This is a genomic window from Neotamlana laminarinivorans, from assembly GCF_020523925.1.
Taxonomy (GTDB): Bacteria; Bacteroidota; Bacteroidia; order Flavobacteriales; family Flavobacteriaceae; genus Neotamlana; species Neotamlana laminarinivorans.
This window is the reverse complement of the sequence record NZ_JAJAPW010000002.1, coordinates 545,832-572,118: the sequence shown is the minus strand read 5'-3', so window position 1 is coordinate 572,118 and position 26,287 is coordinate 545,832. Positions and strand designations below refer to the sequence as shown.

Here is a 26,287-nt window from a genome sequence, read left to right as displayed (position 1 = left end):
AAGGTTGTTTAAATTAATTTAAACAACCTTTTTTAGTACATACTATTAAGTTTTGCTAAAAAGCCTTCTTTATTACTTAAAGACACCTTTATTTTAAAACCATTATTGAGTATTACATACGCAGGTTTACCTTTTGTATACCTTTTTACAAACCTTATATTAACCAAATAGGATTGATCGACTCTATAAAAATCACAATCAATTAATAAATCGTTATAATATTTTAAGGTTTTACTACTTATTATTTTTGTGTTTTGTTTAGTATATATTTCTGTATAATTAATTGAAGCTTTACAATATAAAATATCGGAAATTGAGAGTACATGAAAATCGTTTTTTGTATTTACTGTAATACGCTTTTCGCTGCTATTAGCATTTAAGTTATAAAGCAATGCATCCATTTTTTGTGCTAAAATTGATGATTTATTACTTTGCTCAAACTTTAATAAAACCGTTTTAAACTCATCTTCATCAATTGGTTTTAACAAATAATCTAAAGCACTAAACTTTATTGCGGCAATAGCATATTTATCGTGAGCTGTTGTAAAAACAACTTGAAAATTAATATGATTAATTCCCGTTAAATAATCAAAGCCTGTTTTATTACCAATTTCAACATCTAGAAACACCAAATCTGGATTTAATTTTGGAGTTTCCAGTATAGCTTCTTCTACATTTGTAAATGTTCCAATTACATTAATATTATTGGAAACCGTTTTTATTAAATATAAAACAGCATCAATACAGTGTTGTTCATCATCTATAATTATTGTATTAACCATTTGAAAATAGTGTTTGAAATGGTAAGGTTATTTCAACTCTGGTGCCTTTATCTTTGTCTATAATTTTTAAATTACCATTAGCCTTTTTTTGCTTATTAAGTATATCTATTCTATTTTGAGTAATACTTATTCCCATTGATTTCGAATTATGTCTTTTACCATTAGGGTTTTTTCTTCCAACACCATTATCATCAACGGTATAACAAAGCATATCGTTCTGCACTTTTGCTTCAATTGTAACACAACCAGAACCATTCATTTTAGAAATACCATGCCAAATGCTATTTTCTACAAAAGGTTGTAGCAACATTGGCGGCACCAGAACATTTTCAGAATTTAATTCTTCATCTACTTCTATTTTATATTTAAAACCATTGACAAAGCGTTTACATTCTATTTCTAAATAGTTTTTTAATAGTTGCAAATCTTCTTTAACAGTAATATCTTTTTTCTCGGAGTTTTCGAGTGTTTGTCTCATTAAATTGGAAAACTTTATAAGAAAATTATTTGCTAAATTGGAATTGTTTGAAGTTATATACTTGCTTACAGAATTTAAAGCATTAAAAATAAAATGCGGATTCATTTGCGCTCGAAGTGCTTTTAATTCTGTTTCTGCAACTTTTAAATTAAATTGAGATTCTTGTTTTCGTTTGTATACATAAAAGCCTAAAAACAATAAAACTAAAATGGTAATCGCAGATATAACGATAATACGGTTTATAGCTTTTTGGTTGTTTATTTCTTGAAGGTTTAGAAGGTTTTCTTTGTCATGTTTAGCTGTTAAAAGTAACTTTTCTTTATCATGTTTATAATCGTCTTGAAGTTTTAAAATTTCGGCTTTGGTATTTATTAAATCAAGACTATCTTTTAGTTCGGAATAGTTTTGATAAGCCTGAAAAGCCAATTTATACTTATTTTTAGCACTATATACTTCAGAAAGAGTTGCCCAAGCACTAGACTGCCATTCTAAATCATTAAATTCTTTGGCTATATCTAAAGCTTTATTAGCATAAAACTCGGTAGCTTTATAATCTTTAATCTCAAAACTAGCAGTGCTTAAATTATTATATGCTAACAAATTATCATATGTTTTTTTAGTCTCTCCATTAAAATTTAAAACCTCTTTATAATAATTTATAGCCTTAATATACTCTTTCTTTTTTTTGAAGCTTAAACCTAAATTAAGATTAAAAAAAGTAATGTATTGTTCATGCTTTATTTTTTCAGCTAGGTTTAACGCTTGTTTTAAATTGAGTATTCCTAAGTCTATTAATGAATCTCGTTCTGATTGAAGCACACCTATGTTTGCTAAAGCGATAATCTGGTAAATTGTATCACTATTTGTTTTAGCAATTTCAAAAGATTTTTTGTAACTATTTAAAGCCTTATTAAACTCACCGAAGTCTGCATATATATTTGCTAAGTTAGAGTGCACTCTTGATTGAAATAATGTATTATTTAAATCTTCTGCAATATTTAAAGCTTTAAAATAGTTTGATATAGCTTTTTTATAGGAGTTATTCTGATAATAAGCCATTCCTATATGCGAATAGGAAAGGTATAAACCTTGTTTTAAATTTTGTTGTTTGGATATCTCAAGAGCTTGTTGAGATAAGAGTAACGTGCTATCTGGAGCAGTGTAAAGTAAACTAAAAGCTGTATTTATTAAATATTTTACCCTTATAGAGTCTTTTTGAGGGTGATTTTTTAAAAGTGTTAAAAGCGAGTCTGTTTTACTACTAGTTTGTGCATTAATAGTATTTGCGAAAAACGCGATACATATAACCAACCAAAATTTTAACATATCCCTCATAAAAACAATGGTTTACAAATAATAAATATACAAAGACGAATAATAATTCACCCTAGTTTAGCTACTTTTTTACCAATAAGTTTAATACATATTAATCATAAAACCCTCAACATTATGAAATTTGTATTAAACCTTATAGCATTAGTTTTTTGCTGTTCCATTTTACTTACTTCATGCACAGTGCAAGAACTAGATAATGAAGATATTATTGAAGTTGACACGCAAGATGCAGACCCAATTCCAGAACCAAACGATTAGTTAATTTTTAAAACGGTTTAAAATAATTCCTAGTAATATTTTAAACCGTTTTTTAATGTAAATTTTCACGGTTTCCATTTTTATAGCGTGTGTAAATAGAAACCAAATGTGTTGTGTTTTTGGCCTCCATTTTATTAGATAAGTTTTTTATGTGAGTTTCTACAGTACGGTTACTAATATTTAACTTGTTTGCAATTTCTTTTTGCGTTAAACCTATTGCTAATAAGTTAATAACATCTTTTTCGCGACGTGAGATATTAAGCCATCTACCTATTTCTAACATCGCTTTTATATTTTTATCTATATATTTTTTGTTATTTATTACAGCTGTTAATGCCCCTAAGGTTTCTTCTATTCCTAATTGCTTATCTAAATAACCATCAACATCTATTTGATTAAAAAGCACTTCGTAATTATCAATTTTAGCTTCTTGAGTAAGAATTATAATTTTAATTTCTGGATATAAGTTTTTTACCTTTTTAGCAATTATAAAACCATTGTAATCTTCAGATTCAAAATTCAAATCTAAAATTAAAACATTTATAGTAGCTAAAGCCAATGTTTTTAAAGCTGTTTCAAAATCATGAGCCACTTTTACGTTATTAACATAATCTGGATATTGCTCTAAAAGCGAAACAAGTCCCTGTGAGAAAATAACAGAATCATCTACAATTAAAATATCGGCTTTTGTAATCTTTAAAGTCATACTATTAGGTTAATTTTTTAATGGAAAATAAATATGAACTTGGGTTCCGGTTTCAATTTTTATTATTTCACAAAACCCTTCTAAAATTTCAACACGCTGTTTTATATTCATGAGTCCAATACCTTCTTTATGGTTTTGGGTAATACCTATACCATTATCTTGAAATGTAAAATGTAAATTATGGGTTTTTATATAATTGTTTATAGTAAGTTTTTTTGCAAAAGCGTGTTTATCAACATTGTTTAGAACTTCCAATATAATTCCGTAAAAATTATTTTGAACAGATAAACTCAAATGATTTAACAGTTCTGGCAATGGTTTTTGAAGCTCTACAAATACTTTTCCATACAACTGAAATTCACTTAGTCTAGATTTAATAACATCGGTAAATTTTTGTTTACCCATGTACATTTCTAAAGGATAAAGCCGGTGAGAAACCGTGCGAATTTGTTGATTCATTTTTTTTAAATCGGTTGATATACTATCTACCTTTTCACTAACATTATCGGCTCGTTTTAATGCTAAAACTCTTAAGCGAAGGCCATCGAAATTTGTAGTTATAATATCATGCAAATCTCTGGCTATACGTTTTTTTATACTTTCTTGCCCATTATAAATGGCCTCTAACTTTTCTATTTTAACATCTTGATCTTTAGTTTTTTGCCTTTGTAATAGCAGATAATAAACAACCGCTAATAAAGCCAATAAAATTGCGAGTATTAAAAGCGTTAAATTTTTATCTCTAATGTTTTTGTTTTTTTCCTCAAGCAAATTTTGATTTTCAGCATTAACTAATTTTAATTTTAATATTTCATTTTCTTTACGTTCGTAATTAAATTTTGCTTGTAAACTTTGTGATATTTTGGCATTTTCTGCGTTAAAAACAATCTCATAAAGTTCGATATATTTTTGATTAGCCTTTAAAGCCTTCTCATAATTATTTGTTTTTTTATGGTATTCTGATTCGTTTTTATAAAAATTCAATAGCACGTTATTATCAATAATTTCAGATAATAATTTTTGACTTTTTTTTAGATACATATTTGCTTTTTCTAGCTTATTTGTTTTTATGAACAAATCAATAATACCATTGTAATTATACATTAAAGCTGAAGAATTATTTAGCTTTTTATTTAAACCTATAGCTTGTTCAAAATAAGTTTGAGCACCTTTATAATCTTTTAATTCGAAGTGAGATCGTCCCAAATTATTTAAAAGTACCGCATAATTTGAAGAGTGTTGATTAAAATAAGTCAGCGCCCTTTTATAATTTACTATTGTAGAATCTGGAACTTTAATGTTACTATAAACATTACCAATATTTGTGTAACTTCTTCCTTTGCCACTATTATTTCTGGTTTTAACATGAAGTTTTAAAGCTTCTTGATGGTATTGAAGTGCTTGATGATAATTTTTTAATTGATTTTCAATATTACCAAGATTGGTGCATACATCTGCTAGTTTTTCTTCATTTTCAATTTCTAAAAAACCATTGTATGCTTTTATAGAATAACTTAATGCTTTATCAAATAATTGATTGTCCTTATAAAGTATTCCTGCTCTTAAATAAGCTTTTAATGCGCGTTCTTGTGTTTTAAAATGCTCGTAATGCTCGATACTATTTTCTATGTAATATAACGCACTATCTTGTTGATTGGATGCACTTTTTAAAAGGGATATGTTGTATAACAAATCTGCCGTAACCGAAGAAACACTATCTACAAGAACACCTTTTTTATAATAACTTTCAGCAATTTCATATTCTCTTTTAACATGATGTAGCACACCTATTTTTTTATATAAAATACTAGCCTCTTTATTTAATTTATTATCTAAAGCAATGGCTAATCCTTTTTTAAAGTTGTTAAGCGCTTCTGTTTTATTCGTTTTTTTTAAGCTATCTCCAATAAAAATTAGTCGTTGCACATTATCAATATTGGTATTCTCACTTAAAGATTGAGCACATATGGTTTTAGCTAATAAGATGAAAGAAAATAAAACTATGTGTTTCATAAGGTTTTAAATTTCATCACCAAATTACAGAATATTAGATTAAAAACATCTGATAATCTGAAAAATACGGAAATTTACGTATTGACTTTTAATGCTTTATAAAACTACTTTAGTAACGTAAAAATTATAATGGTTTTTACGTAATGTATATCCAAATCTGCTCTAACTCTTCATTCTTATTGTTGTGTTTTTAGCTAGCTATTTATCAATAATAAAATCATGAAAATAAAATTTCATAAAAAAATATACCATTTAAGTTTTTTAGTGCTTTTATTTAATTGTTCTACAAACGACATTATTAATGATACGCTAAATGAAGAACTTGAAACAATAGAAACCTTTTACGCAAAAGTTAACGGTGTTGATTTTGTTTCTGGAGAGCCTTATGTTGAAGCCCGTTTTTCTTCTTCACAGAACCTAAGCTCTTTTGTAATAACAGCTGTTGATGCTAACGACCTTACAAACGGCAAAGCTATAGGCTTAACCTTCACCACTACAGAAACAGATTTTGAACTAAAAAACGGAATTAGTTTTAGTGTTGCTAACCAAGATTATGTTGCTGCAAATTATGCTGAAAACAACGATTACGATTATGAATACTCTGAAAACACCACCGCAACTATTGAAATTACCAATGTAAATACTACAAACAAAGAAATATCTGGAATCTTTAGTTTTTCAGTAACTAACGTAAATACTTCAGGAAATACCATAACACACAATGTTACAAATGGAGTTTTTACTGATGTAATTTACTTAGAAGAATAACACGTCAAAACAGCTATTAACCAATAATTAAATTAACAACTATGAAAAAATTAGTTTTATTTCTGATTCTAGTAACCACAATTTTAAGGTGTTCAAAAACCGAAACTAGAGACCCGAACGCTCCCTTTGAAGATGCGAATGATATCACTACAACTACACTAGAAACCACAATACCCAGATTAGAAGTGTCGCAATCTGAAGGAATCATAACCGTTATGCTTTCTGTAACCGATCAAAATGGAAAACCACTTGAAAAATTCACATTAGGAAATTACTTGGTAAAAATGTCAGTTAATGGAAATGAATTTGAAGTTGTTAGTAATAACAAAATTGCCTTATCAATTTTTGACGAATTAAACAACAAACCACTTGCCATTGCAACAACAATGGATTATTCATCAAGTATGGCCGAGTCAGACATTCTTGAAATGGAACAAGCCATGAGGGAGTTTATTAATTTAAAAAGTGACATTGATCTTATGTCTATTATTAAATTCGCTTCATATATTGACGAAGTACAACCATTCACAAGCGATACTTCTATTCTAATAGACGCTGTAGATAGCGAACCAACTTACATTGGCACTAGTACAGCTTTTTATAGCGCCTGTGATTTAGGGTTAGAAAAAGCCACCGAATTAAATAATGCTTTGCCTATTGTAATTGGATTTACTGATGGTTTAGATAACCGTTCAAGTATAAACGAATCTCAATTAATTTCAAATTCAACAGCACTTAATACTCCCATTTATACCGTTGGCTTTGGTGATGCAAACCAAACAATACTGCAGTATCTAGCCTCCCAAACTGGAGGACGATTTTTTTATACACCTACCAGCGATGAAATAAACAATTTATACCAATTAATAAGCGAGCAGCTTAGAAAACTATATGTCTTAGAATGGGTTACTAATTTCCCTACTAGCACCGAAGTTACTATTGAAATTACTACTGAATATTCGGCGGCAAACGGAAATTTTACCGACGTTTCTACCAAAACTATTACTATAGAATAGTAATATACTTCGTTATTAATTAAAAAGATTCATTAAATCATCGAATTCAAAATTCTAAAACAATAATTTTAGTAAACTATTATTTAGTGTTAGTTAATTTTAGTTAAGGAAAAAGCGGGTTAAAACCCGCTTTTACTAATTATTTTAATTATAATTTCAGGTTAGGCATTACGCATAAACTCTTCAGCCTTTTCAACCATGTTTTTGCTTCCACAAATTAATGGTGCACGTTCATGCAGTTCAGTAGGCTCAATATCCATTATTCTAGTATGGCCATCGCTAGCTTTTCCTTTGGCTTGTTCAGCTAAAAACGCCATTGGATTACATTCGTAAAGTAAACGTAATTTACCTTTTGGGTTTTTTGAGGTTTCAGGATACATATAAATTCCTCCTTTAATCATATTTCTGTGGAAATCTGAAACTAAAGATCCTATATAACGTGAAGTATAAGGTCGGTCTCCAGCTTCTTCCTGGCAATATTTAATATAATTTTTAACACCCTGCGGAAAATGCACATAATTACCTTCGTTTACAGAATAAATCTGACCATCTTCTGGAAATTCCATATCTGGATGAGACAAATAAAACGAACCAATGGCAGGATTTAATGTAAAGCCATTAACACCATCTCCAGTAGTATAAACCAACATTGTAGATGTACCATAAACTACATAACCTGCGGCAACTTGCTGGCTTCCTTTTTGTAAAAAATCTTCAAGTTGTACCGGTGTACCTATTGGCGTAATTCTTCTATATATTGAAAAAATGGTTCCTACAGAAACATTAACATCAATGTTTGATGAACCATCTAAAGGATCAATTAAAACAACATATTTATTTTGATGTTTTTCGTCTTGACTATTTATAGTTATGAAATCGTCTTCTTCCTCGCTAGCAATACCACAAACTATATTTCTTTTGGTTAAAGTTTGAATAAATTTTTCGTTAGCATAAACATCAAGCTTTTGTTGGTCTTCTCCTTGAATATTGGTGTCTCCAGCGGCTCCAATAATATCAACCAATCCGGCTTTATTTACTTCGTGGTTTACTACCTTTGCCGCTAAACGAATAGAGTTTAATAAACTGGACAATTCTCCAGAAGAATATTTAAAAGATGATTGATTTTCAATTATAAATTCTCCTAAAGTTTGTTTTTTTCGAGCCATAATATTTTTAGTTTATGCTTACAAATTAAAACCTTTTTTTAACAAACTACAACGTTTTCGTGTAAGATTGAGTATTTTTTTAACTTTAAACTATATTTGAAATAATTTTTAAGAAATATGAACTACACAATAAGAAAATCTGTTAAATCTGATATGCCGCAAGTGCTTAAATTAATAAACGAGCTTGCCGAATTTGAAAAAGAACCTGATGCTGTTGAGGTTACACTTGAAGATTTAGAAAATGATGGCTTTGGCAAAAATCCTGCCTTTAAATGTTTTGTTGCAGAAATAGACAATAAAGTTGAAGGTATTGCTTTAATTTACAACAGATATTCCACATGGAAAGGCAAAATTATTCATCTAGAAGATTTAATTGTAAGCAAAGCTAAACGCGGTCTTGGTATAGGTACGGCTTTGCTAGACGAGGTTGTAAAATATGGACATAACCAAGGCGTAAAACGTATTAATTGGGAAGTTATAGATTGGAACGAACCTGCCATAAAATTTTACGAAAGCAAAGGCGCCAATGTAATGCGCGATTGGGACGTTGTGCAACTTAGCGAAACTGCAATACAAAACTATATATCTAAACTCGCCTAATGCAAATTTTTAAATTTGGAGGTGCATCTGTTAAAGATGCAAACGGAGTTAAAAATTTAGTTTCTGTTTTAAACCAAGTTGGGTACAAAAACACACTAATTGTTGTATCTGCTATGGGAAAAACAACAAACGCACTAGAGCTTGTTATCAATAATTATTTTAATAATGAAAACGAGCTTGATAATGCTTTAATGGAAGTTAAAAATTATCATAACCAAATTATAAAACAATTATTTACAGATAAAACTCATTCTGTTTTTAATAATATAGCGGCACTTTTTAAAGCTTTAAACTTATTTTTAACAACAAATACATCAAATAATTATAGCTTTGTTTACGATCAAGTTATTGGTTATGGCGAGCTAGTTTCTACAACAATAATTAGCCATTACTTAAATTATATTGGTATTAAAAATAATTGGATAGATGCTAGAAATTATATAAAAACCGATAATTATTACAGACAAGCAAAAGTTAATTGGCAAACAACAGAGCAACAAATTAATACTAACTTAAATAAGTCTGACCTAAATATTACACAAGGGTTTTTAGGAAGCGATTCAAAAAATTTCACAACCTCGCTAGGGCGTGAAGGCAGCGATTATACTGCCGCTATTTTTGCCTATTGTTTAAATGCGAAAAGTGTTACTATCTGGAAAGATGTTCCTGGTATTTTAAATGCTGATCCCAGATATTTTGAAAACACTTCATTACTTAACCAAATATCATATAACGAAGCTATAGAACTTGCTTTTTATGGCGCTTCAGTTATTCACCCAAAAACATTGCAACCTTTACAGCGTAAAGAAATTCCGCTTTATGTAAAATCGTTTTTAAATCCGCAAGAAAACGGCACTAAAATAGGCAAACATAAAATGTTACAACCTTTTCTTCCTTGCTTTATAGTAAAACACAACCAAATTTTAATATCTATATCTTCTCTTGATTTCTCTTATATAGTTGAAGAAAATATTAGTGCAATATTTAGTATCTTACATCAGTTCAAAATAAAAGTGAATCTTACTCAAAATTCAGCTATAAGCTTCTCTATTTGCATTGAAGATTTATATGATAATTTTGATGAATTATTACACCAATTAAAAGCAAAATTTAAGATAAAGTTTAATAAAAATGTATCGCTTTACACCATTAGGCATTACAATAATGATGCTATAAAACAAATAGAAAAGGGTAAAACAGTGTTATTAAAACAGTTAACTCAACAAACATTTCAAGTGGTAACTAAATAAACATTTTAGTACATTTACAGCCATGACCAAACAGCAAAATAAAGGATTAGTAACTGCTAAAGAAGTTGCTCAAGCTATTAATATAGATAAGCTTGGGTTTATAGGCACTTTTATTGGGTGGCTTTTAATGAAAGTACTTAAAATATCTACTTTAAATAGAATATATAACAAAAATAAACACCTAAGCGAGCTCGATTTTTTAAATGGTATTTTATCTGATTTTAAAATAAAATTTGAAATCCCTGAAGAAGACTTAAAAAGATTACCAAAAGATGGGGCTTATATAACAGTTTCTAACCACCCTCTTGGTGGTATAGATGGTATTCTGCTATTAAAATTAATGCTAGAACAAAGAAAAGACTTTAAAATTATAGCCAACTTTTTATTGCATCGTATTTTACCTTTAAAACCTTTTATAATGCCAGTTAATCCTTTCGAGAATAGAAAGGATGCTGCCTCGAGTATTGCTGGGTTTAAAAATGCCATTTTACATTTAAAACAAGGGCATCCTTTAGGTATTTTTCCTGCCGGCGAAGTATCTACATACAGAGACGGTAAATTAATGGTAGACAAACCTTGGGAAGAAGCAGCCATAAAACTTATACAAAAAGCCGAAGTACCCGTAGTTCCCATTTATTTTCATGCTAAAAATAGTCAACTTTTCTATAAACTATCAAAAATTAGCGATACGTTTCGCACCGCGAAATTACCATCTGAACTACTAACACAAAAACGCAGAACAATAAAGGTAAGAATAGGTAAACCTATTTCTGTAAAAGACCAAAAAGATCATGAATCTTTAAAAGATTTTTCAGAATTCATTCGAAAAAAAACCTATATGCTTTCTAACTCCTTTGAAAAGAAAAAGATGTTAGAAAAAATACCCACAACTTTAAAAGCCACAAAGCCACCTAAGCGAATTGTAACACCCATTGAAACAAGTGTTATGGAGGCTGAGGTTGAAACTTTGAAAAAAGCAGAACTTAGGCTTTTAGAAAGCAAAAATTACGAAGTTTATTTAGCACCTGCGCAATTAATACCAAATATACTAAGAGAAATTGGCCGTTTACGTGAAATAACATTTCGCGAAGTTGGGGAAGGAACAAACGAAGCTATAGATTTAGATACTTTTGACACCTATTATCACCACATGTTTCTTTGGGATAACGAAAAAAAATTAATCGCTGGTGCTTATCGCATGGGCTTAGGTAGAGAAATATATAAACATTACGGAATTAACGGGTTTTATCTTCAAGATTTATTTAGGTTTGAACCTGAACTTCATAAAATGATGAGTGAAAGTATAGAAATGGGTCGTGCTTTTATTATTAAAGACTATCAACAAAAACCCATGCCTTTATTTTTACTCTGGAAAGGCATTGTACACACTACATTACGCTACCCAGAACATAATTATTTAATTGGTGGTGTTAGTATTAGTAATCAGTTTTCAAACTTCTCTAAATCTTTAATGATTGAGTTTATGAAATCGCATTACTACGACCCTTACATTGCACAATACGTTCACCCTAAAAAAGAATTTAAAGTAAAACTAAAAGATGCTGATAAAGATTTTGTTTTTGATGAAACAGAAGCCGATTTAAATAAATTCGATAAAATTATAGATGAAATAGAGCCAGGTGCATTACGCCTACCTGTTTTACTAAAAAAATATATTAAACAGAATGCTAAACTAGTAGCGTTTAATGTAGACCCTCTGTTTAACAACGCAGTTGATGGTTTAATGTATATAAAAATTGCTGACTTACCAGAAAGTACTGTGCGCCCTGTAATGGAAGAATTTCAAGCTGAATTAGAACAAAAATTTACAGAAAAAAACACACCTTAAACTTAACCAAGGCGTTTTTCCTTAATTCCTATTAAAATAAAAAACATTCTTTTTTATATAATACCTCGTACAAACTCACCAAAATTAATATAAAAGGTATTTTTCCTGAAAAAAATACGGGAATTTACGTATTGCTATAACCTGTTCTTTATTAGTAAATTCGACCATGTAAAATTACTTACTAAAAAGCATCGTTCTTATCCCTTTTTTTATTAAAAATCAGCCTACCTTAAATTATGGTAATTAGCTATTAACCAATAATTTATTACTTATGAAAAAATTACTTTTATCAGCATTTGCATTGTTTTCATTTACATTTATCTCAACCTCATTCTCTCAAGGTATGTTTGAAGCCAAAGCATTAGGCGCAGGCATACAAATTAACACCCATGTTTATGGCGTAAGTGCTAAATACAACTTTACTGAAAAACATAATGCCGAATTAATAATAGGAAGCTCTTTTAAAGATCATTATGACAGCCCGGTTACTATTACTGGAAAATATCTTTATAATTTTTTATTTCAGGATAGCTTTAAAGTATACGGGTTTGCACAAATTGGAGCTTGGATAGGCACTAAAGATTACTATTACGATGATTATTACGACGACTATTATTATGATTATTATTACGATTACGATCGTAATACCGCAGTTGCTTTTGGCCTTGGTGGCGGCATAGAATATGCCTTACCTGGATTTGAACAATTAGGATTGTGTGCAGAGGTTGGCTATGCAAGTATATCTAGGTCTGGTATAGATAATGATTCTGATCCTTTTATTGGAATTGGAGCTCACTACTATTTCTCATTTTAAGCATACCAAAAAGGCGTTAAATAATTTAACGCCTTTTTGCTTATAAACTATAGATTAGCAATTATTCCTTGGAAAAAAAACTTTTTAAAGCTTCAAAATTTTCTGGTTTTGATTCAATTTTTTTGTCTTGATCTAAAACAAAATATGTTGGTGTAGCTGTTACACCATAATCATCTCCAATTGGGTTATCCCATTTACCTTCACCATAAACATGAATAAACTCGGGGTATTCGTAGGTTAATGTTTTCCAACCATAAATTTGATCTTCTAAGCCTACGGCTATTACTTTTACTTTGCCTTTTTCAAGGGTTTTTACAAATTTATGAAGCTGTGGTACCTCATCTAAACAATGCGAGCAAGTGCTACTCCAAAATACAATAACATAATGTTCTGCTAATTTTAATTCACTTAACTTCTGCTTAGTTGTTTTTGTTTCTGTTTTTAACTCAATAGTAAAATCTGGCGCAATGCTTCCGTTAGATAAATTTTTATAAAGTATTAAAGATTGCAACAGTTCTTGGTCGTTTAATTTTACTGCAATATCCATTAAATAATCTTCAGATATAAAATTAGCCACTGGCTCTAAACCTAAATCTACCATTTGTTGCCATAAATCGAATAATAAAATGCGTTTAGTTTTTAGCGGCACTTTATTCATGGCTTTACAAAACTCTCGAATATTTTGTTTATAATTTTCAACTTCGCTTTTGGTATTATCGCTCATACCAAACACGTAGTTAAGCATTTTTTCATCTAAAAAATTAGAACTTTGTAATATTGTATTACTAAAATCTATATAATCAAAATAATGTTTTCTTAAATTGCTTATATAAGTTTTTACATTTTCTGCGTGCTTTGGTATATAAGGTTTATTAGCTTTTATGAAATGTTGAGCTATTGTGTTTTCGGCTGCTTTTTCAAAATTAACTTGGGTTTCTCTTTGCGTTTTAAAAATGGCTTTTAATGCTGTTGTATCCTTACTTTGAGAGCTAAAATAATTGCTTAAGCTTTGTGTTATTAAAGACATACTATTGGTATACGATGCTAGCAACTTATTTTCGGTAGATTTTATAAACGAAACGCCTGTTTCTGGGTTAAATGTTAACTCAATATCTTCTTTACCATTGTAAATTATATCGAAATTATAATCTTCTTGAGGAAGTGCATAAACTAAACGATACATACCTTTTGTTGCTGTAGAATCTAATTTAAGCACAAACGAACCATCTTCTTCCAACTCGTAACTTGCTACGTATTTTGATATGGTTGGCGTTACTTTATATAAAATAGTGGCTTTAAACTCTTCGGCAGGACTAAACACCCCTTTAATAGTATGTTGTGCCAACAATAAACTTGGTAAAAAAAGAAGGATTAAAAGTGTACGTTTCATTTAAGTTAATCTGTTTTTAAAATTTATTTCAATTATTAAGCCACAATGGGTTGTAAAGCATTTAATGCTTGTTTTACCGTTTTTATGTTATTAAAAGTAAGCAATAATCGTAAACCGTTTCGGGTTTGCTTTTCTTTCATTTTACATGCTTCAGGATGTTTTTGTACAAACTGTAAAACTTTAGTAAAATTAGTACTTTGGTAAAAACTACTTTGTTGATCGTTTACAAAATAACCTATAAGCTTGCCTTGTTTCATTATTATTTTTTCGAAACCAATTTTGGTTGCTAACCACTTTATTTGGACACTGTTTAACAAATCGGTCACTTGTTCTGGTAATTCACCAAATCTATCTATTAAGTTAGCTTCAAATTTTAGCAGTTCGTCTTCAGTATTTAATTCATTAAGCTGTGTATATAAGCTTAAACGTTCTGCTATATTATTTACGTAACTATCTGGAAAAAGGAGCTCGAAATCGGTATCGATGGTTACATCTTTTACATAAACCTTATTTTCTTCGGGTTCATCATACAAATCTTTAAACTCGTTTTCTTTAAGCTCATCAATAGCTTCGCTTAATATTTTTTGGTAGGTATCGAAACCAATTTCGTTTATAAATCCGCTTTGTTCTCCACCAAGTAAATCGCCTGCGCCACGAATTTCAAGATCTTTCATTGCGATATTAAAACCGCTACCCAGTTCTGTAAATTGCGCTAAGGCGGTAATTCGTTTTCTGGCATCTTCCGTCATTGCCGAATATTCTGGTGTAATAAAATAACAAAATGCTTTTTTATTGCTTCGCCCCACTCTACCGCGCATTTGGTGCAAATCGCTTAACCCAAAATTATTGGCATTGTTTATAAAAATGGTATTGGCGTTTGGCACATCTAGTCCGCTTTCAATAATAGTTGTACTAACCAACACATCAAAAGCGCCATCCATAAATTGAAGCATAAGCTCTTCCAGCTTTTTACCATCCATTTGCCCATGTCCAACAGCCACTTTTGCATCGGGAACTAAACGCTGAATCATGCCAGCAACTTCTTTAATATTTTCTATACGATTGTGAATGAAGAAAATTTGTCCACCACGTTCTATCTCGTAACTTACTGCATCGCGAACGGTTTCTTCGTTAAAGCGAATAACATGACTTTCAATTGGATAACGATTTGGCGGTGGCGTTGTAATTACCGATAAATCGCGCGCCGCCATTAAACTAAACTGAAGCGTTCGTGGTATTGGTGTTGCGGTAAGCGTTAATACATCTACGTTTTCTTTTATGGTTTTTAGTTTTTCTTTTACTGCTACTCCAAATTTTTGTTCTTCGTCTACAATTAAAAGTCCTAAATCTTTAAACTTTACGTTTTTATTTACCAATTGGTGTGTACCAATAATAATGTCGACAGCGCCTTTCTCAAGCTGTTCTAAAGTTTCACGTTTCTGTTTGGCGGTTCTAAAACGGTTTACGTAATCTACGGTTACAGGGAAATCTTCTAAACGTTTTCTAAACGTTCGCGCATGTTGATAAGCCAAAATTGTTGTTGGCACCAAAACAGCCACTTGCTTACCGTTATCTACAGCTTTAAAAGCAGCACGAATAGCTACTTCGGTTTTACCAAAACCAACATCTCCACAAACAAGTCTGTCCATTGGGCGCTCGCTTTCCATATCTGCTTTAATATCGGCAGTTGCACTACTTTGGTCTGGTGTATCTTCGTAAATAAACGAGGCTTCCAGTTCGTGTTGTAAATAACTATCGGGTTGGTATTGAAATCCTTTTTCGGTTTTACGTTTTGCGTAAAGTTTTATTAAGTTAAACGCCACATGTTTAACTCGTGCTTTAGTTTTTTGTTTAAGCTTTTTCCAGGCGGTACTACCTAATTTGTAAATTTTAGGCGGTTTGCCATCTTTACCATTAAACTTGGTTATTTTATGTAAAGAGTGAATGCTTAAATACAACACATCGCGCTCGCCATACACCAGTTTTATGGCTTCTTGCTTATTGCCTTCTACATCAATTTTTTGTAAGCCGCCAAAACGTCCAACACCATGATCGATGTGTGTTACGTAATCGCCAATTTCTAAATTAGTAAGCTCTTTTAAACTTATGGCTTGTTTTTTTGCGTAGCCATTTTTAATGTGAAATTTATGATAGCGTTCAAAAATTTCATGATCGGTGTAGCAAACTATTTTATTTTGATGATCGACAAACCCTTGATGAAGCGATAAAATTATGGTGTTATACGGACTTACTTCAAGGTTTGAATCGTCGAAAATATCGTGAAAACGTTTGGCTTGTTGCTCGCTTACACAAGCTATGTAGTTGGTATACCCTTTATTGTGATTGCTGTTTAAATCTTCAATTAATAAATTGAATTGTTTATTAAACGATGGTTGCGGTGTGGTGTTAAACTCTAAAAGTGTGTTTTTTGAAGTTTCAATTTGGCTTAACATAACCGATACGTTACCAAACTCGACAATTGAAAAATCGAGCAATTGCTTTTTTAGTAATGTAGAATCGCAAAACAACTCGTTGGGTTTAGCGTGTTTTATATCGGATGAAAGTCCAGCAAATGCTTCTTGGGCCTTGGAGTAAAAATCGTCTATTCTTGAAAATAGTAAATCGGCATTTTTTATACCAATTACTGTTTTTTGGGCAATATATTTTAAGAAACTTTGGCGTTTTTCCTCAATCATTTTATTCGCCACATTGGGAATAATATTGATTTTTTTTAGCTGATTTATGGATAACTGCGTTTCTACATCGAAGGTACGAATGGTATCGACTTCATCGCCGAAAAACTCGATACGGTAAGGCTCGTCGTTACTAAACGAAAACACATCTACTATACCACCGCGTACTGAAAATTCGCCAGGTTCGGTTACAAAATCTACACGTTTAAATTTGTACTCGAAAAGAACTTCGTTTACAAAATCTAAAGAAATATTATCGCTTACAGCTATTTTTAAGGTGTTACGCTCTAACTCTTTTCGGGTTACTACTTGCTCGAAAAGTGCATCGGGATAAGTAACTATTAACGCTGGTTTTTTTTGCGAGTTTATACGATTTAAAACCTCGGCACGTAGTAATACATTAGCATTATCGGTTTCTTCTATTTCGTAGGGTCTGCGGTAACTACCTGGATAAAAAAGCACATTGGTTTTATCGCAAAGTTGCTCGAAATCGTTAAGGTAATGTGCGGCTTCCTCTTTATCTTCAAACACCAATAAAAATGGCTTGTTTGATTGTTTAAATGCGTTGGCTAAAACAAAGGATAACGATGAACCTACTAGACCCTTTAAATGTGTTTTTATTTGATTTTGGGATAGGGCGTCTTGCAGATTATGCATTTGCAAATCCTGCAAATAGGTTTGAGAGATATGGGTTTTACTCACCTAATTTTGTTTTTAAAGTTGCAAAGATAAGGTATGCACTTTATTTTTAGTAATATACTGCATTAAATTGCAAAGTTTATTGGGCTAAACCTGCGTTAGGGATTGAGCGGCTTGTTTAAGCTCGCCGACGCAGGAGGCAGCGAGTAGTGAAAGCCCGCCCGTTAGGAACGCCCAAATTTTTAAATTTTTAAGTTAATTTATTAAAAAAATATGTAGGTTTGCAACACTTAAAAAATTGATAATTATGTCGTTTTCAGATTTATTTGATAGTGGTTTTAAAAAGCGTAATGAAGACCATTTCGCTGCTATTGTTCGTGTTGCTATGGATGATGGTATTATTACCCAAGAAGAAAAAGCGTTTTTAGATAGGCTAGCTCGTAACTTAGATATTAGTGAGGTAGATTATGAAACTATTTTAAAAAACTACAAAAAACACCCAATTAATGCACCACATTCTTACGATTTACGCCTTGAGCGCTTGTATGACTTGTCTAGAATGGTGCATGTTGATACCATTAAGGATGAGGATGAACAAAATTTACTTAAAAAAATTGGTGTTGGTTTAGGGTTTCACCCAGAAAACGTTAAATATATTGTTGATAAAGCTTTAACCCTGGTTACTGCTGGTGTTGATTTAGATACTTTTATTGACGAAATGAAAAATATGAATAAATAGCTTTAAAGTTATTTGTTAAAACAGAAAAGCGAGTTCTTAATATTAAGAACTCGCTTTTTTTATAAGAATTAATCCCTTTATTCTTATTGCACTGTTAATGTATATTGTGGTGTTGGGTTTAATGGACAGAAATATAAATATTCGCCTTTTGCTAATGTAGTCGGTTTTGAGTTTTCAACCTTACCAGTGGCAACTGCTTTTGTTACATATGCCGTTTGAATGTGGTTTTCTGGTTTGCTTGCATCGGCTCCTTTTTTAACTAAAACTAAACCTACATCTTTACCTACATTATTGTTTGCTACTGCAAATACATAAGTACCTTCGCTTACTGTTATAGATTTTTGTGTAAACTCACCTTTTGTTTGCTCTAAAGCAATGGTTTTTACTTCTTGTGCTTGGGCATTAAATGTAAATGCTAAAACAAATACTAAAATTGCTAATACTTTTTTCATAATTTTTATAATTTAAATGGTTGTTTTTTACTGTTGCAAATTTGAGACTTTAACTAAAGGCTTACCATGTAAAAAAAGCCTTTATTATTGTCAATTTTTCCTTTTATGAATTTTATCTAAAAGATTCAGGGCTTATATACGGCTTTTCGGCATCGCAATAAAAATCGTGAATATGCTTTTGCTCGCAGTGTGTTTTTGGAGTTATGGTATTTAAGGCTACTTGCTTTTTTCCTCTAAAAATTTCAATTAAATTGAAAAGTGATATGTGTTTTAAATTCATGACTTTGTTGTTTTATAATTACAGTACAAAGATGATTTAAAAGCACGCACATTACCATAGACGAAACACCTTAACGCGTGTCAATTTTTCCCTAATTGGTAATTTCCAACTGTTTTTTAAATTCTGAAGGCGATAAATTGGTGTGTTTTTTAAATAAACGGCTTAAATGTGAAGCATCGTCGAAGCCTAACTCGAAGGCAATTTCTTTTGCCGTTTTGTTAGTGTACATTAACAAACGTTTGGCTTCTAAAATAATACGTTCGTGAATTATTTTTAACGGACTTGTATTAAATTTTGAAAAGGAATTCGATAAGGTTTTTGCAGATTTAAACAAGGTATCGGCATAAAACTGTACACTGTGCTGCTCTCTAAAATGCATCTCGACAAGTACATTAAACTGCCTTAACAATTCGTTTTTTGTATTTTGTTGTTGCGCGCTTGCGTTATTTTTATCTTTTAACAAACGTGTTGTTTTTATAATAAATCTGGCCATGAGCATACGCAACATTTCGGCTTGAATATTATCTTTAGTTTCAAGCTCGTCTATAAAAATATCGTGCAGCACATTAAACTTAGTTTGTTCGGTTTTGCTTAAGGTTATTAATGGATTTTGCTCGTTGCCATAAAATAAAACACCGGCGCAACCCACCTCTTTATCGTGGTCTTTTATGCAATAAAATTCTCTGTTAAAAAAGTACACTCTTAAATTTTGACCAGATACAAATTGAAAATATTGCACATTTGTAAGCGCTAAAATACTATGTGGATTTATGGTTACTGGAATATTATCGATAACAACTTGGGCCGCTGTAGTATTTGTACAAATAAAGGCAAAAACATCTAAGGGTTTTGCCGAAACATAGTTTTGTAATATAGACTCGTTACTTATTTTAAGTACGGCATTTGTGGTAAACTCTGTAAAAGCGTGCATCATGTGTTTTAAGTCTAAAAACTTAACAAAACATTACATTTATTTACTTCTTGACACAATTTTTTTGCTGAATTTTGCTGGAAGCGACAATGTATACCACACTTATACAACTCCTATTTATGTAATTTTAATTGAATACGCTTTCGCGGAAGATCTACTTCTAAAACCTTAACAATAACTTGCTGATGCAAACTAACGTGCTCGTTTACATCGCTTACAAAACCATCGGATAAATTTGAAATATGAATTAAGCCGCTTTCCTTAATACCAATATCTACAAAAGCACCAAAATTGGTAACATTATTTACAATTCCCGGTAATAGTTGCCCTTCTTGCACATCGGTTATGGTTTTTATGTTTTGATTGAAAGTAAAAACCTTAGCTTGCTCGCGAATATCTAATCCAGGTTTTTCTAATTCTTTTACAATATCTTGAAGCGTTGGCAATCCCACTTTATCTGAAACATACTGTTTTAAATTTATACTTTTTAAAACCGAAGCATTACCAATAAGTTCGCTCACGGTTTTGCCTTCGTTTTTAGCAATGGTTTTTACAATATGATAACTTTCTGGGTGTACTGCAGAATCGTCTAACGGATTTTTAGCGTCTTTAATTCTAAGAAAGGCCGAACCTTGCTCGAAAGCCTTTCCGCCAAGGCGTGGTACACTTTTTAAATCGGTACGCGACTTAAATGCTCCGTTCTCGTCGCGATAACTCACAATATTTTCGGCAAGTTTTGGTCCAATGCCCGACACATAACTTAACAAACTTTTACTAGCTGTATTTAAGTTTACGCCAACAGCATTAACACAATGCTCTACAACGGTATCAAGTTCGCTTTTTAATTTAGTTTGATCTACATCGTGTTGATATTGTCCAACACCAATACTTTTAGCATCAATTTTAACCAATTCTGCCAACGGATCTTGTAAGCGCCGTCCAATAGAAACGCTTCCGCGCACGGTAACATCGTAATTCGGGAATTCGTCGCGCGCAATTTTTGATGCCGAATAAATACTTGCTCCTGCTTCGCTAACCACAAATACTTGCATTTCGTTTTTAAACCTAATTTTACGCACTAGAGCTTCGGTTTCGCGTGAGGCTGTTCCGTTTCCAACAGCTATAGCTTCAATTTTATAAGCTTCAGCTAACGTGCTAATTTTTTTAATAGCACCTGTGCTATCATTTTTTGGCGGATGCGGATAAATGGTTTCGTTGTGTTTTAATTGCCCTTGCGCATCTAAACACACAATTTTACAACCTGTACGAAATCCTGGATCGATTGCTAAAACACGCTTTTCTCCTAACGGCGAACCTAATAATAATTGCTTTAAGTTTTTGGCAAATACTGTAATCGCTGCTTCATCCGCCTTTTGTTTAGCTTGTTGCAACGCTTCGTTACTTAACGATGGTAACAACAAACGTTTATAAGCATCTTTTATGGCTATTTCTATTTGTTCGGCGCAGTCGTTATTCGATTTTATAATACGTTGTTCAATTTTATTTAACGCTCTGTCATCATCAATTTCAATTTTTACACGAATAAAACCTTCCTTTTCTGCTCTAAGAATGGCGAGTAAACGGTGCGACGGAATTCTGCTTAGCGATTCTTCCCAATTAAAATAATCTTTAAATTTTTGGGCATCTTCTTCGTTTTCTTTTGTTTTTACAACCTTTGTTGAAATAATAGCAAAACGCTCTAATTGATATCGGATGTTATTACGAATATCGCTGCGCTCGTTTATCCATTCAGCAATTATGTGGCGCGCACCTTCTAAAGCATCTTCAACCGAATTAACGTCTCCTTTTACATAACGAAATGCCACCGATTCTACATCTCTTGCATTCTGGCTCATTATTATTTTGGCTAAAGGCTCTAAACCTAACTGTCGTGCTTTTTCTGCTTTTGTTTTTCTGCTTTTTTTATAAGGCAAGTATAAATCTTCAAGCGTCGTTAAATCTAATGTTAACGTTATTTTCTGTTCTAAATCTGAAGTTAAAACACCTTGTTCTTCTAAGGCTTTTAAAATGGCAGATTTTCGTTTTTCTAGAGCTTCAAATTGTTCTTTATATTTTACAATATCACCAATTTGTACCTCATCTAAATTTCCGGTAACTTCTTTACGATATCGCGAAATAAAAGGAATAGTGCAGGCATTGTTTAATAAATTTATAGTGTTTTGTACCGACTGCTCTGGTAATTGTATATTTGAGGTAATATATTTTAATAATGATGGCATTACATTTATTTTTTTGCTAAAATAAGATATAGATTTGAGTTGAATCTGTAAAAAAACAAACAACCATGAAAAATTTTATAATAGCCTTTATTGGCAGTATTTTACTTTTTAACTGTAATAAAGTAACTGAAAATCCTGTTGATGATTCAGTAGATTTTAAAGCTGTAGAACAAATTGTTCAAGGTGTTTTTGATGATATTTGGAGTAATAAAAATGAAGATTTACTGAGTAAATATCATACCAATGATTTTATTCTTCTAGAACATGGAGAAGTTTGGACAAACGATACTATTGCCAATTGGTGTAAACGTGCCAAAATTAGAGATAATGGTGTAACACGAATTAATAGTTTTGATTTTTTTAAAGCTAAAAAGGAAGACAACCGTATTTGGATGGCTTATCACAATTATGCTACTTTTAAAAAAGATACTTTAACAAGAAAAATGCAATGGTTAGAAAGCGTTGTAGCTGTAAAACAAGATAGCGTTTGGAAATTAGAATTGATGCACTCAACGCGAGTAAATAAAAGATAGTTTAGGCTACTTTTTTAAGCAAATCGAAACATGGGCATTTACCACAGCGCTTTTTTTCACCTTTTTTATATTTTTCACAACATTTGCTCTTTACTTTTTTGGCATTAATTATGCCTGCTTCATGTAAAGTTTTAAGCGCTTTTTTTTGCTGTTTTTTTTCTTTCTTCTTCTTTCCCATAGTTTTACAGAGAAATAATTTTAGCAAAAATACTTGTTTTTAATTAATCTAAATAAAATACATTGTTAAAATTTAATAACCATAAATAATTTCTATTATAAAAATATTATAAATAGGTAAAACTAAAAAGCCACACGAATTGTGTGGCTTTTTAAAAGTTAAATTAAATAGTAATCCCTTATAAATAAATTAACTTCCTGCTTGTTGTTTAGCGTCTTCAATCATTTTTTCGTTTGGAAGAATAGCTATGTTTACACGACGATTTTTTGCTCTACCATCGGCAGTAGCATTATCGTACATAGGCTGAGTTTCACCAAACCAATTAGTTGTTAATCTGCTACTACTAATGCCATGACTTGATAAATAATTTGTAACAGCATACGCTCGGTTTTTCGATAATGTCATGTTATACTCTTCTGCTCCTTGGCTATCGGTATGTCCTACTACCAAAATATTAGTATCTGGATATTCTTTAAAAACACCTATTAGCTTGTTTAAGTTATCTTCTGAGGCTGCATTAATATTGTATTTATTAGTTGCAAAGTAAACACCGCTATTTTCATCAAAGGTTACTACAATACCATCGTCTACACGTTCTACTTCAGCTCCTGGAACTTCTTCTTCTATTTGTTGGGCTTGCTTATCCATTTTATTACCAATAAGCACACCTGCACCACCGCCAACTACGCCGCCTATAACAGCTCCTAACTCACCATTACCACCTTTACCAACATTATTACCAATTATGGCTCCTAAAATAGCTCCTCCTGTAGCTCCTATTACAGCTCCTTTTTGTTTATTATTAGCATTTTGCACAGATTTACAGTTGGTAAACGCTATTACTGTTACTATTGCAAGTATTGTTATTCCGGTTATATTTATTATTCTTTTCATATTAATTGTTTTTTTGATAGCTTGTTATTTTGAAAAATTCATGGTTATTGTAAATGGTTTTCCATCTACATTTAAAGTTTGCTGCCACTGCATTGTAGTTTCAGATAGATTTGTTAAACTAAACCTGAAACCTACATTGGTTTCCGATTTATACTTCTCGCTTGTTGGCTTTAACAAAAAGTCGTAAAGTCCTGTGGTTTCATCAATTTCTTGAATTGTAAATACAAAATGGCGTTCTCCTGCAGTACAATCAGTATTATTTATACTATAAATTCCTGTATTGTTATTTGGCACAAATTGCCATGTACTGCCTTCGAAGCAATATTTTGAAACATCGTTTAATAAAGTAACATTGTAAGTTCCTGGTTGGTTGTAGGTAATTGAATTTAACGACCAACTTCCTTTGATTACCTTATTTGATTGCCGCACGACTTTTGATGATCCGCAAGACATTAATCCAATAAGTGTAAATAATAAAAGTATTCTTTTCATAAAGTTGTTTTTGATTCATAACTACTTTATTTACGATACTAAATAACCAATTGGTTTTGCTTTTACTTTATTTTAAGAGTTTGTGAGGTTTAAAGATTACTCACTAAAATCACTATAAAACAGAGTGTTGCACCTTTTTTTGTTTAAATATTTTTAACTGTAGTTTAACAAAAAAGCACCTTTAATAGGTGCTTTTTTGATATATTTAGAATTATGAGAATTACTTCTACTCAGTAAACTTGGTTAAAAAATAAGTTTTAGAGGCACCTTTAGTAAAATTTCCTAAAATGATGTAATCCTTATATCTGAAAATAGTTTCAGTTTCCTTTTTATCACTAATTTCAGATTCTTTTTGGATACTTTGATACCCACCTTTTGAAGAACCAGAAGCTACCGAAGATAATGTAGTATTAGACTTTCCCGTATCATCAATATAATCATCAATTCTATCGAAAATGTTAGGTTTTATATCACCATCTAAATGATTAAAATCAGCATCAAACAAACATTCAATTCTTGTTGATTTCGACGATGTATATGCGTTATAAGCAAAATAAGTAGGGTTGAAAAAAATGTTACTATTACCCATGGTTGCAATTGGAATTCCGCCAAAACCACCCATAGGCATCATCATTCCGCCTCCTCGAGCAACTTCTTTTTCACTTCCTATGGTAATAATATGTTCTGAATCTTGCTCATAAGCACTTATACCCAAATCTCCAGAAGAAATTTTTCGTAGAAACTTTTTTGTGCTTTCTAACTCTCTATAATTATCGTAAATACCCCCTTCTTGAATTATTGGAGTATTTTTAAAGGTAATACTGTCCTCAACTTTCAAGTTGATTTCTTTAATTATTTCGCCAGTACGATAGTTCTTTATATCTACTTGCATCTCTTTGTTATTTGACGCTATGGTATAAATAAGGTTATTATTTATATAAGTATTGGCACTTTTTTGATTTAGCTTTATCGATTCTAGCGGTTTAGTTACAGTTTTTATGTCGTAACTGTAATCCTTAATATTTATAGTAAGAATCTGGGTTTTATGTTTATAATTATCGAATGTAAAAACAACATGATCGTCAATTACATAAAGTTTTTTTTCTTTTGATGTAACTTCGATAGGATTCGGTAATTTATTGTCAATCTTATTGGTTTCAATATTTACATAATTGCCTCTACTGTTTATTTTAAAAACATTGTATAACGTTTGACTTTTACCGTCTCGACCTAAAAATTCTCCCATTTGAAAATTCAAACGATGTGGTTTTGGCAAATTAACACCATCAAACTCATAAATATTTAATATTGAAGTTTCTGAATTGATGGTAAACATGTAGAACTTGTTATCGATTGTTACCGTTTGTATAAACTTTTCTTTATAACTACTTAAAGTAAACTCCTGTAAAGAAGATACTTGACCATCAAAAGAAAAACCTATGCCCGCAAATTTATTAAGTTTCTCGTTGGTTAAAAACAAATTATAATTCAACTCGTTCTCTAAACCATATCCTATTATCGTATTATATTTTCGCCTTTTGTCTTCTAAACTCAGCTTGTTCTTTATCTCAAAATCTTCGTTAAACATATAACTATGTACTTGTTTTGCGTTGATAAAAAACATGACAAAATCTTTGTTTTCTTGATTTACAACTTGAAATACTTCTTTTGTTGCGTACCTGGAAGAATTTAAATTGTTTTCGAATTCAACTAATCTTTCTTGAGAAAAACCAACAACATGTAATCCAACAATAAAACTGAGGAGTAATTTCTTTCGCTTCACCTATAAAT

At 31.1% G+C, this 26,287-nt stretch carries 24 protein-coding genes; 9 read left to right on the top strand and 15 right to left on the bottom strand.

Going from position 1 to position 26,287, the window contains the following annotated elements; genetic code table 11:
- Positions 1 to 32 precede the first annotated feature (32 nt).
- Together LG649_RS06330 and LG649_RS06325 are read right to left on the bottom strand one after the other, a co-directional pair.
- Entirely contained in the window at positions 33 to 782 is a 750-nt protein-coding gene (locus LG649_RS06330; protein WP_226542367.1) for a LytR/AlgR family response regulator transcription factor, read from the bottom strand.
- A complete protein-coding gene (locus LG649_RS06325; RefSeq protein ID WP_226542365.1) occupies positions 775 to 2,595 on the bottom strand; it encodes a tetratricopeptide repeat-containing sensor histidine kinase in 1,821 nt (606 codons plus the stop codon). Before LG649_RS06325 ends, LG649_RS06330 begins: the two co-directional genes overlap by 8 nt.
- 114 nt (positions 2,596 to 2,709) lie before the next feature.
- Between LG649_RS06325 and LG649_RS06320 the strand changes: the two genes are divergently transcribed.
- A complete protein-coding gene (locus LG649_RS06320) occupies positions 2,710 to 2,853 on the top strand; it encodes a hypothetical protein (protein ID WP_226542363.1) in 144 nt (47 codons plus the stop codon).
- A gap of 52 nt (positions 2,854 to 2,905) precedes the next feature.
- Here LG649_RS06320 and LG649_RS06315 read toward each other — a convergent pair whose 3' ends face one another.
- Positions 2,906 to 3,559 carry a response regulator transcription factor gene (locus tag LG649_RS06315; RefSeq protein ID WP_226542361.1) on the bottom strand — a complete coding sequence of 218 codons (654 nt, stop codon included), beginning with the start codon at positions 3,557 to 3,559 and terminating at the stop codon, positions 2,906 to 2,908.
- Between the two features lie 9 nt (positions 3,560 to 3,568).
- Positions 3,569 to 5,572 (bottom strand): tetratricopeptide repeat-containing sensor histidine kinase, encoded by a 2,004-nt coding sequence (locus tag LG649_RS06310; RefSeq protein ID WP_226542359.1) that lies wholly within the window; start codon positions 5,570 to 5,572, stop codon positions 3,569 to 3,571.
- 219 nt (positions 5,573 to 5,791) lie between these two features.
- On the opposite strand from LG649_RS06310, the gene LG649_RS06305 reads away from it, so the two are divergent.
- A complete protein-coding gene (locus tag LG649_RS06305; RefSeq protein ID WP_226542357.1) occupies positions 5,792 to 6,340 on the top strand; it encodes a hypothetical protein in 549 nt (182 codons plus the stop codon).
- A 41-nt stretch (positions 6,341 to 6,381) separates the two neighbouring features.
- A complete protein-coding gene (locus tag LG649_RS06300; RefSeq protein ID WP_226542356.1) occupies positions 6,382 to 7,356 on the top strand; it encodes a VWA domain-containing protein in 975 nt (324 codons plus the stop codon).
- Positions 7,357 to 7,517: 161 nt separating this feature from the next.
- On the opposite strand, the gene fbp is transcribed toward LG649_RS06300, so the two are convergent.
- On the bottom strand, positions 7,518 to 8,522 hold the full coding sequence (fbp, locus tag LG649_RS06295) for a class 1 fructose-bisphosphatase (RefSeq protein WP_226542354.1): 1,005 nt from the start codon (positions 8,520 to 8,522) through the stop codon (positions 7,518 to 7,520).
- Positions 8,523 to 8,639: 117 nt separating this feature from the next.
- Here fbp and LG649_RS06290 point away from each other — a divergent pair, with 117 nt between their 5' ends.
- The 4 genes from LG649_RS06290 to LG649_RS06275 all read left to right on the top strand — a co-directional run bounded on the left by LG649_RS06290 (position 8,640) and on the right by LG649_RS06275 (position 13,035).
- Positions 8,640 to 9,122: a GNAT family N-acetyltransferase gene (locus tag LG649_RS06290; protein ID WP_226542352.1), complete on the top strand. Its 483-nt coding sequence runs from the start codon at positions 8,640 to 8,642 to the stop codon at positions 9,120 to 9,122.
- Positions 9,122 to 10,372 (top strand): aspartate kinase, encoded by a 1,251-nt coding sequence (locus tag LG649_RS06285; RefSeq protein ID WP_226542350.1) that lies wholly within the window; start codon positions 9,122 to 9,124, stop codon positions 10,370 to 10,372. Before LG649_RS06290 ends, LG649_RS06285 begins: the two co-directional genes overlap by 1 nt.
- A 22-nt stretch (positions 10,373 to 10,394) precedes the next feature.
- Positions 10,395 to 12,221 (top strand): GNAT family N-acyltransferase, encoded by a 1,827-nt coding sequence (locus tag LG649_RS06280; RefSeq protein ID WP_226542348.1) that lies wholly within the window; start codon positions 10,395 to 10,397, stop codon positions 12,219 to 12,221.
- 271 nt (positions 12,222 to 12,492) lie between these two features.
- Positions 12,493 to 13,035, top strand: coding sequence for an outer membrane beta-barrel protein (locus LG649_RS06275; protein WP_226542347.1), 543 nt, complete (start codon positions 12,493 to 12,495; stop codon positions 13,033 to 13,035).
- Between the two features lie 61 nt (positions 13,036 to 13,096).
- Here LG649_RS06275 and LG649_RS06270 read toward each other — a convergent pair whose 3' ends face one another.
- Positions 13,097 to 14,425, bottom strand: coding sequence for a TlpA family protein disulfide reductase (locus LG649_RS06270; RefSeq protein ID WP_226542345.1), 1,329 nt, complete (start codon positions 14,423 to 14,425; stop codon positions 13,097 to 13,099).
- A 35-nt stretch (positions 14,426 to 14,460) separates the two neighbouring features.
- The gene (gene mfd / locus LG649_RS06265; protein ID WP_262904480.1) at positions 14,461 to 17,775 is read right to left on the bottom strand and encodes a transcription-repair coupling factor; all 3,315 of its coding nucleotides are present in this window, start codon (positions 17,773 to 17,775) and stop codon (positions 14,461 to 14,463) included.
- 289 nt (positions 17,776 to 18,064) lie between these two features.
- Here mfd and LG649_RS06260 point away from each other — a divergent pair, with 289 nt between their 5' ends.
- Positions 18,065 to 18,496, top strand: a complete 432-nt coding sequence (locus LG649_RS06260) for a tellurite resistance TerB family protein (protein ID WP_226542335.1) — start codon at positions 18,065 to 18,067, stop codon at positions 18,494 to 18,496.
- Between the two features lie 83 nt (positions 18,497 to 18,579).
- Here the strand turns inward: LG649_RS06260 and LG649_RS06255 are convergent, their stop codons facing one another.
- The 4 genes from LG649_RS06255 to LG649_RS06240 all read right to left on the bottom strand — a co-directional run bounded on the left by LG649_RS06255 (position 18,580) and on the right by LG649_RS06240 (position 22,399).
- Positions 18,580 to 18,948, bottom strand: a complete 369-nt coding sequence (locus LG649_RS06255; RefSeq protein ID WP_226542333.1) for a cupredoxin domain-containing protein — start codon at positions 18,946 to 18,948, stop codon at positions 18,580 to 18,582.
- Positions 18,949 to 19,060: 112 nt separating this feature from the next.
- Positions 19,061 to 19,228: a hypothetical protein gene (locus LG649_RS06250; protein ID WP_226542331.1), complete on the bottom strand. Its 168-nt coding sequence runs from the start codon at positions 19,226 to 19,228 to the stop codon at positions 19,061 to 19,063.
- Between the two features lie 91 nt (positions 19,229 to 19,319).
- Positions 19,320 to 20,162 (bottom strand): helix-turn-helix domain-containing protein, encoded by an 843-nt coding sequence (locus tag LG649_RS06245; RefSeq protein WP_226542329.1) that lies wholly within the window; start codon positions 20,160 to 20,162, stop codon positions 19,320 to 19,322.
- Positions 20,163 to 20,272: 110 nt separating this feature from the next.
- On the bottom strand, positions 20,273 to 22,399 hold the full coding sequence (locus LG649_RS06240) for a Tex family protein (protein ID WP_226542327.1): 2,127 nt from the start codon (positions 22,397 to 22,399) through the stop codon (positions 20,273 to 20,275).
- 65 nt (positions 22,400 to 22,464) lie between these two features.
- Here LG649_RS06240 and LG649_RS06235 point away from each other — a divergent pair, with 65 nt between their 5' ends.
- Positions 22,465 to 22,932, top strand: a complete 468-nt coding sequence (locus LG649_RS06235) for a nuclear transport factor 2 family protein (protein ID WP_226542325.1) — start codon at positions 22,465 to 22,467, stop codon at positions 22,930 to 22,932.
- A 1-nt stretch (position 22,933) separates the two neighbouring features.
- Here the strand turns inward: LG649_RS06235 and LG649_RS06230 are convergent, their stop codons facing one another.
- The 4 genes from LG649_RS06230 to LG649_RS06215 form a co-directional block, all read right to left on the bottom strand.
- On the bottom strand, positions 22,934 to 23,110 hold the full coding sequence (locus tag LG649_RS06230; RefSeq protein WP_226542323.1) for a hypothetical protein: 177 nt from the start codon (positions 23,108 to 23,110) through the stop codon (positions 22,934 to 22,936).
- A gap of 189 nt (positions 23,111 to 23,299) precedes the next feature.
- The gene (locus LG649_RS06225) at positions 23,300 to 24,004 is read right to left on the bottom strand and encodes an OmpA family protein (protein WP_226542321.1); all 705 of its coding nucleotides are present in this window, start codon (positions 24,002 to 24,004) and stop codon (positions 23,300 to 23,302) included.
- A 24-nt stretch (positions 24,005 to 24,028) separates the two neighbouring features.
- Positions 24,029 to 24,496 carry a lipocalin family protein gene (locus LG649_RS06220; RefSeq protein WP_226542319.1) on the bottom strand — a complete coding sequence of 156 codons (468 nt, stop codon included), beginning with the start codon at positions 24,494 to 24,496 and terminating at the stop codon, positions 24,029 to 24,031.
- A gap of 226 nt (positions 24,497 to 24,722) precedes the next feature.
- Entirely contained in the window at positions 24,723 to 26,279 is a 1,557-nt protein-coding gene (locus LG649_RS06215; protein WP_226542317.1) for a hypothetical protein, read from the bottom strand.
- Positions 26,280 to 26,287: the final 8 nt, after the last annotated feature.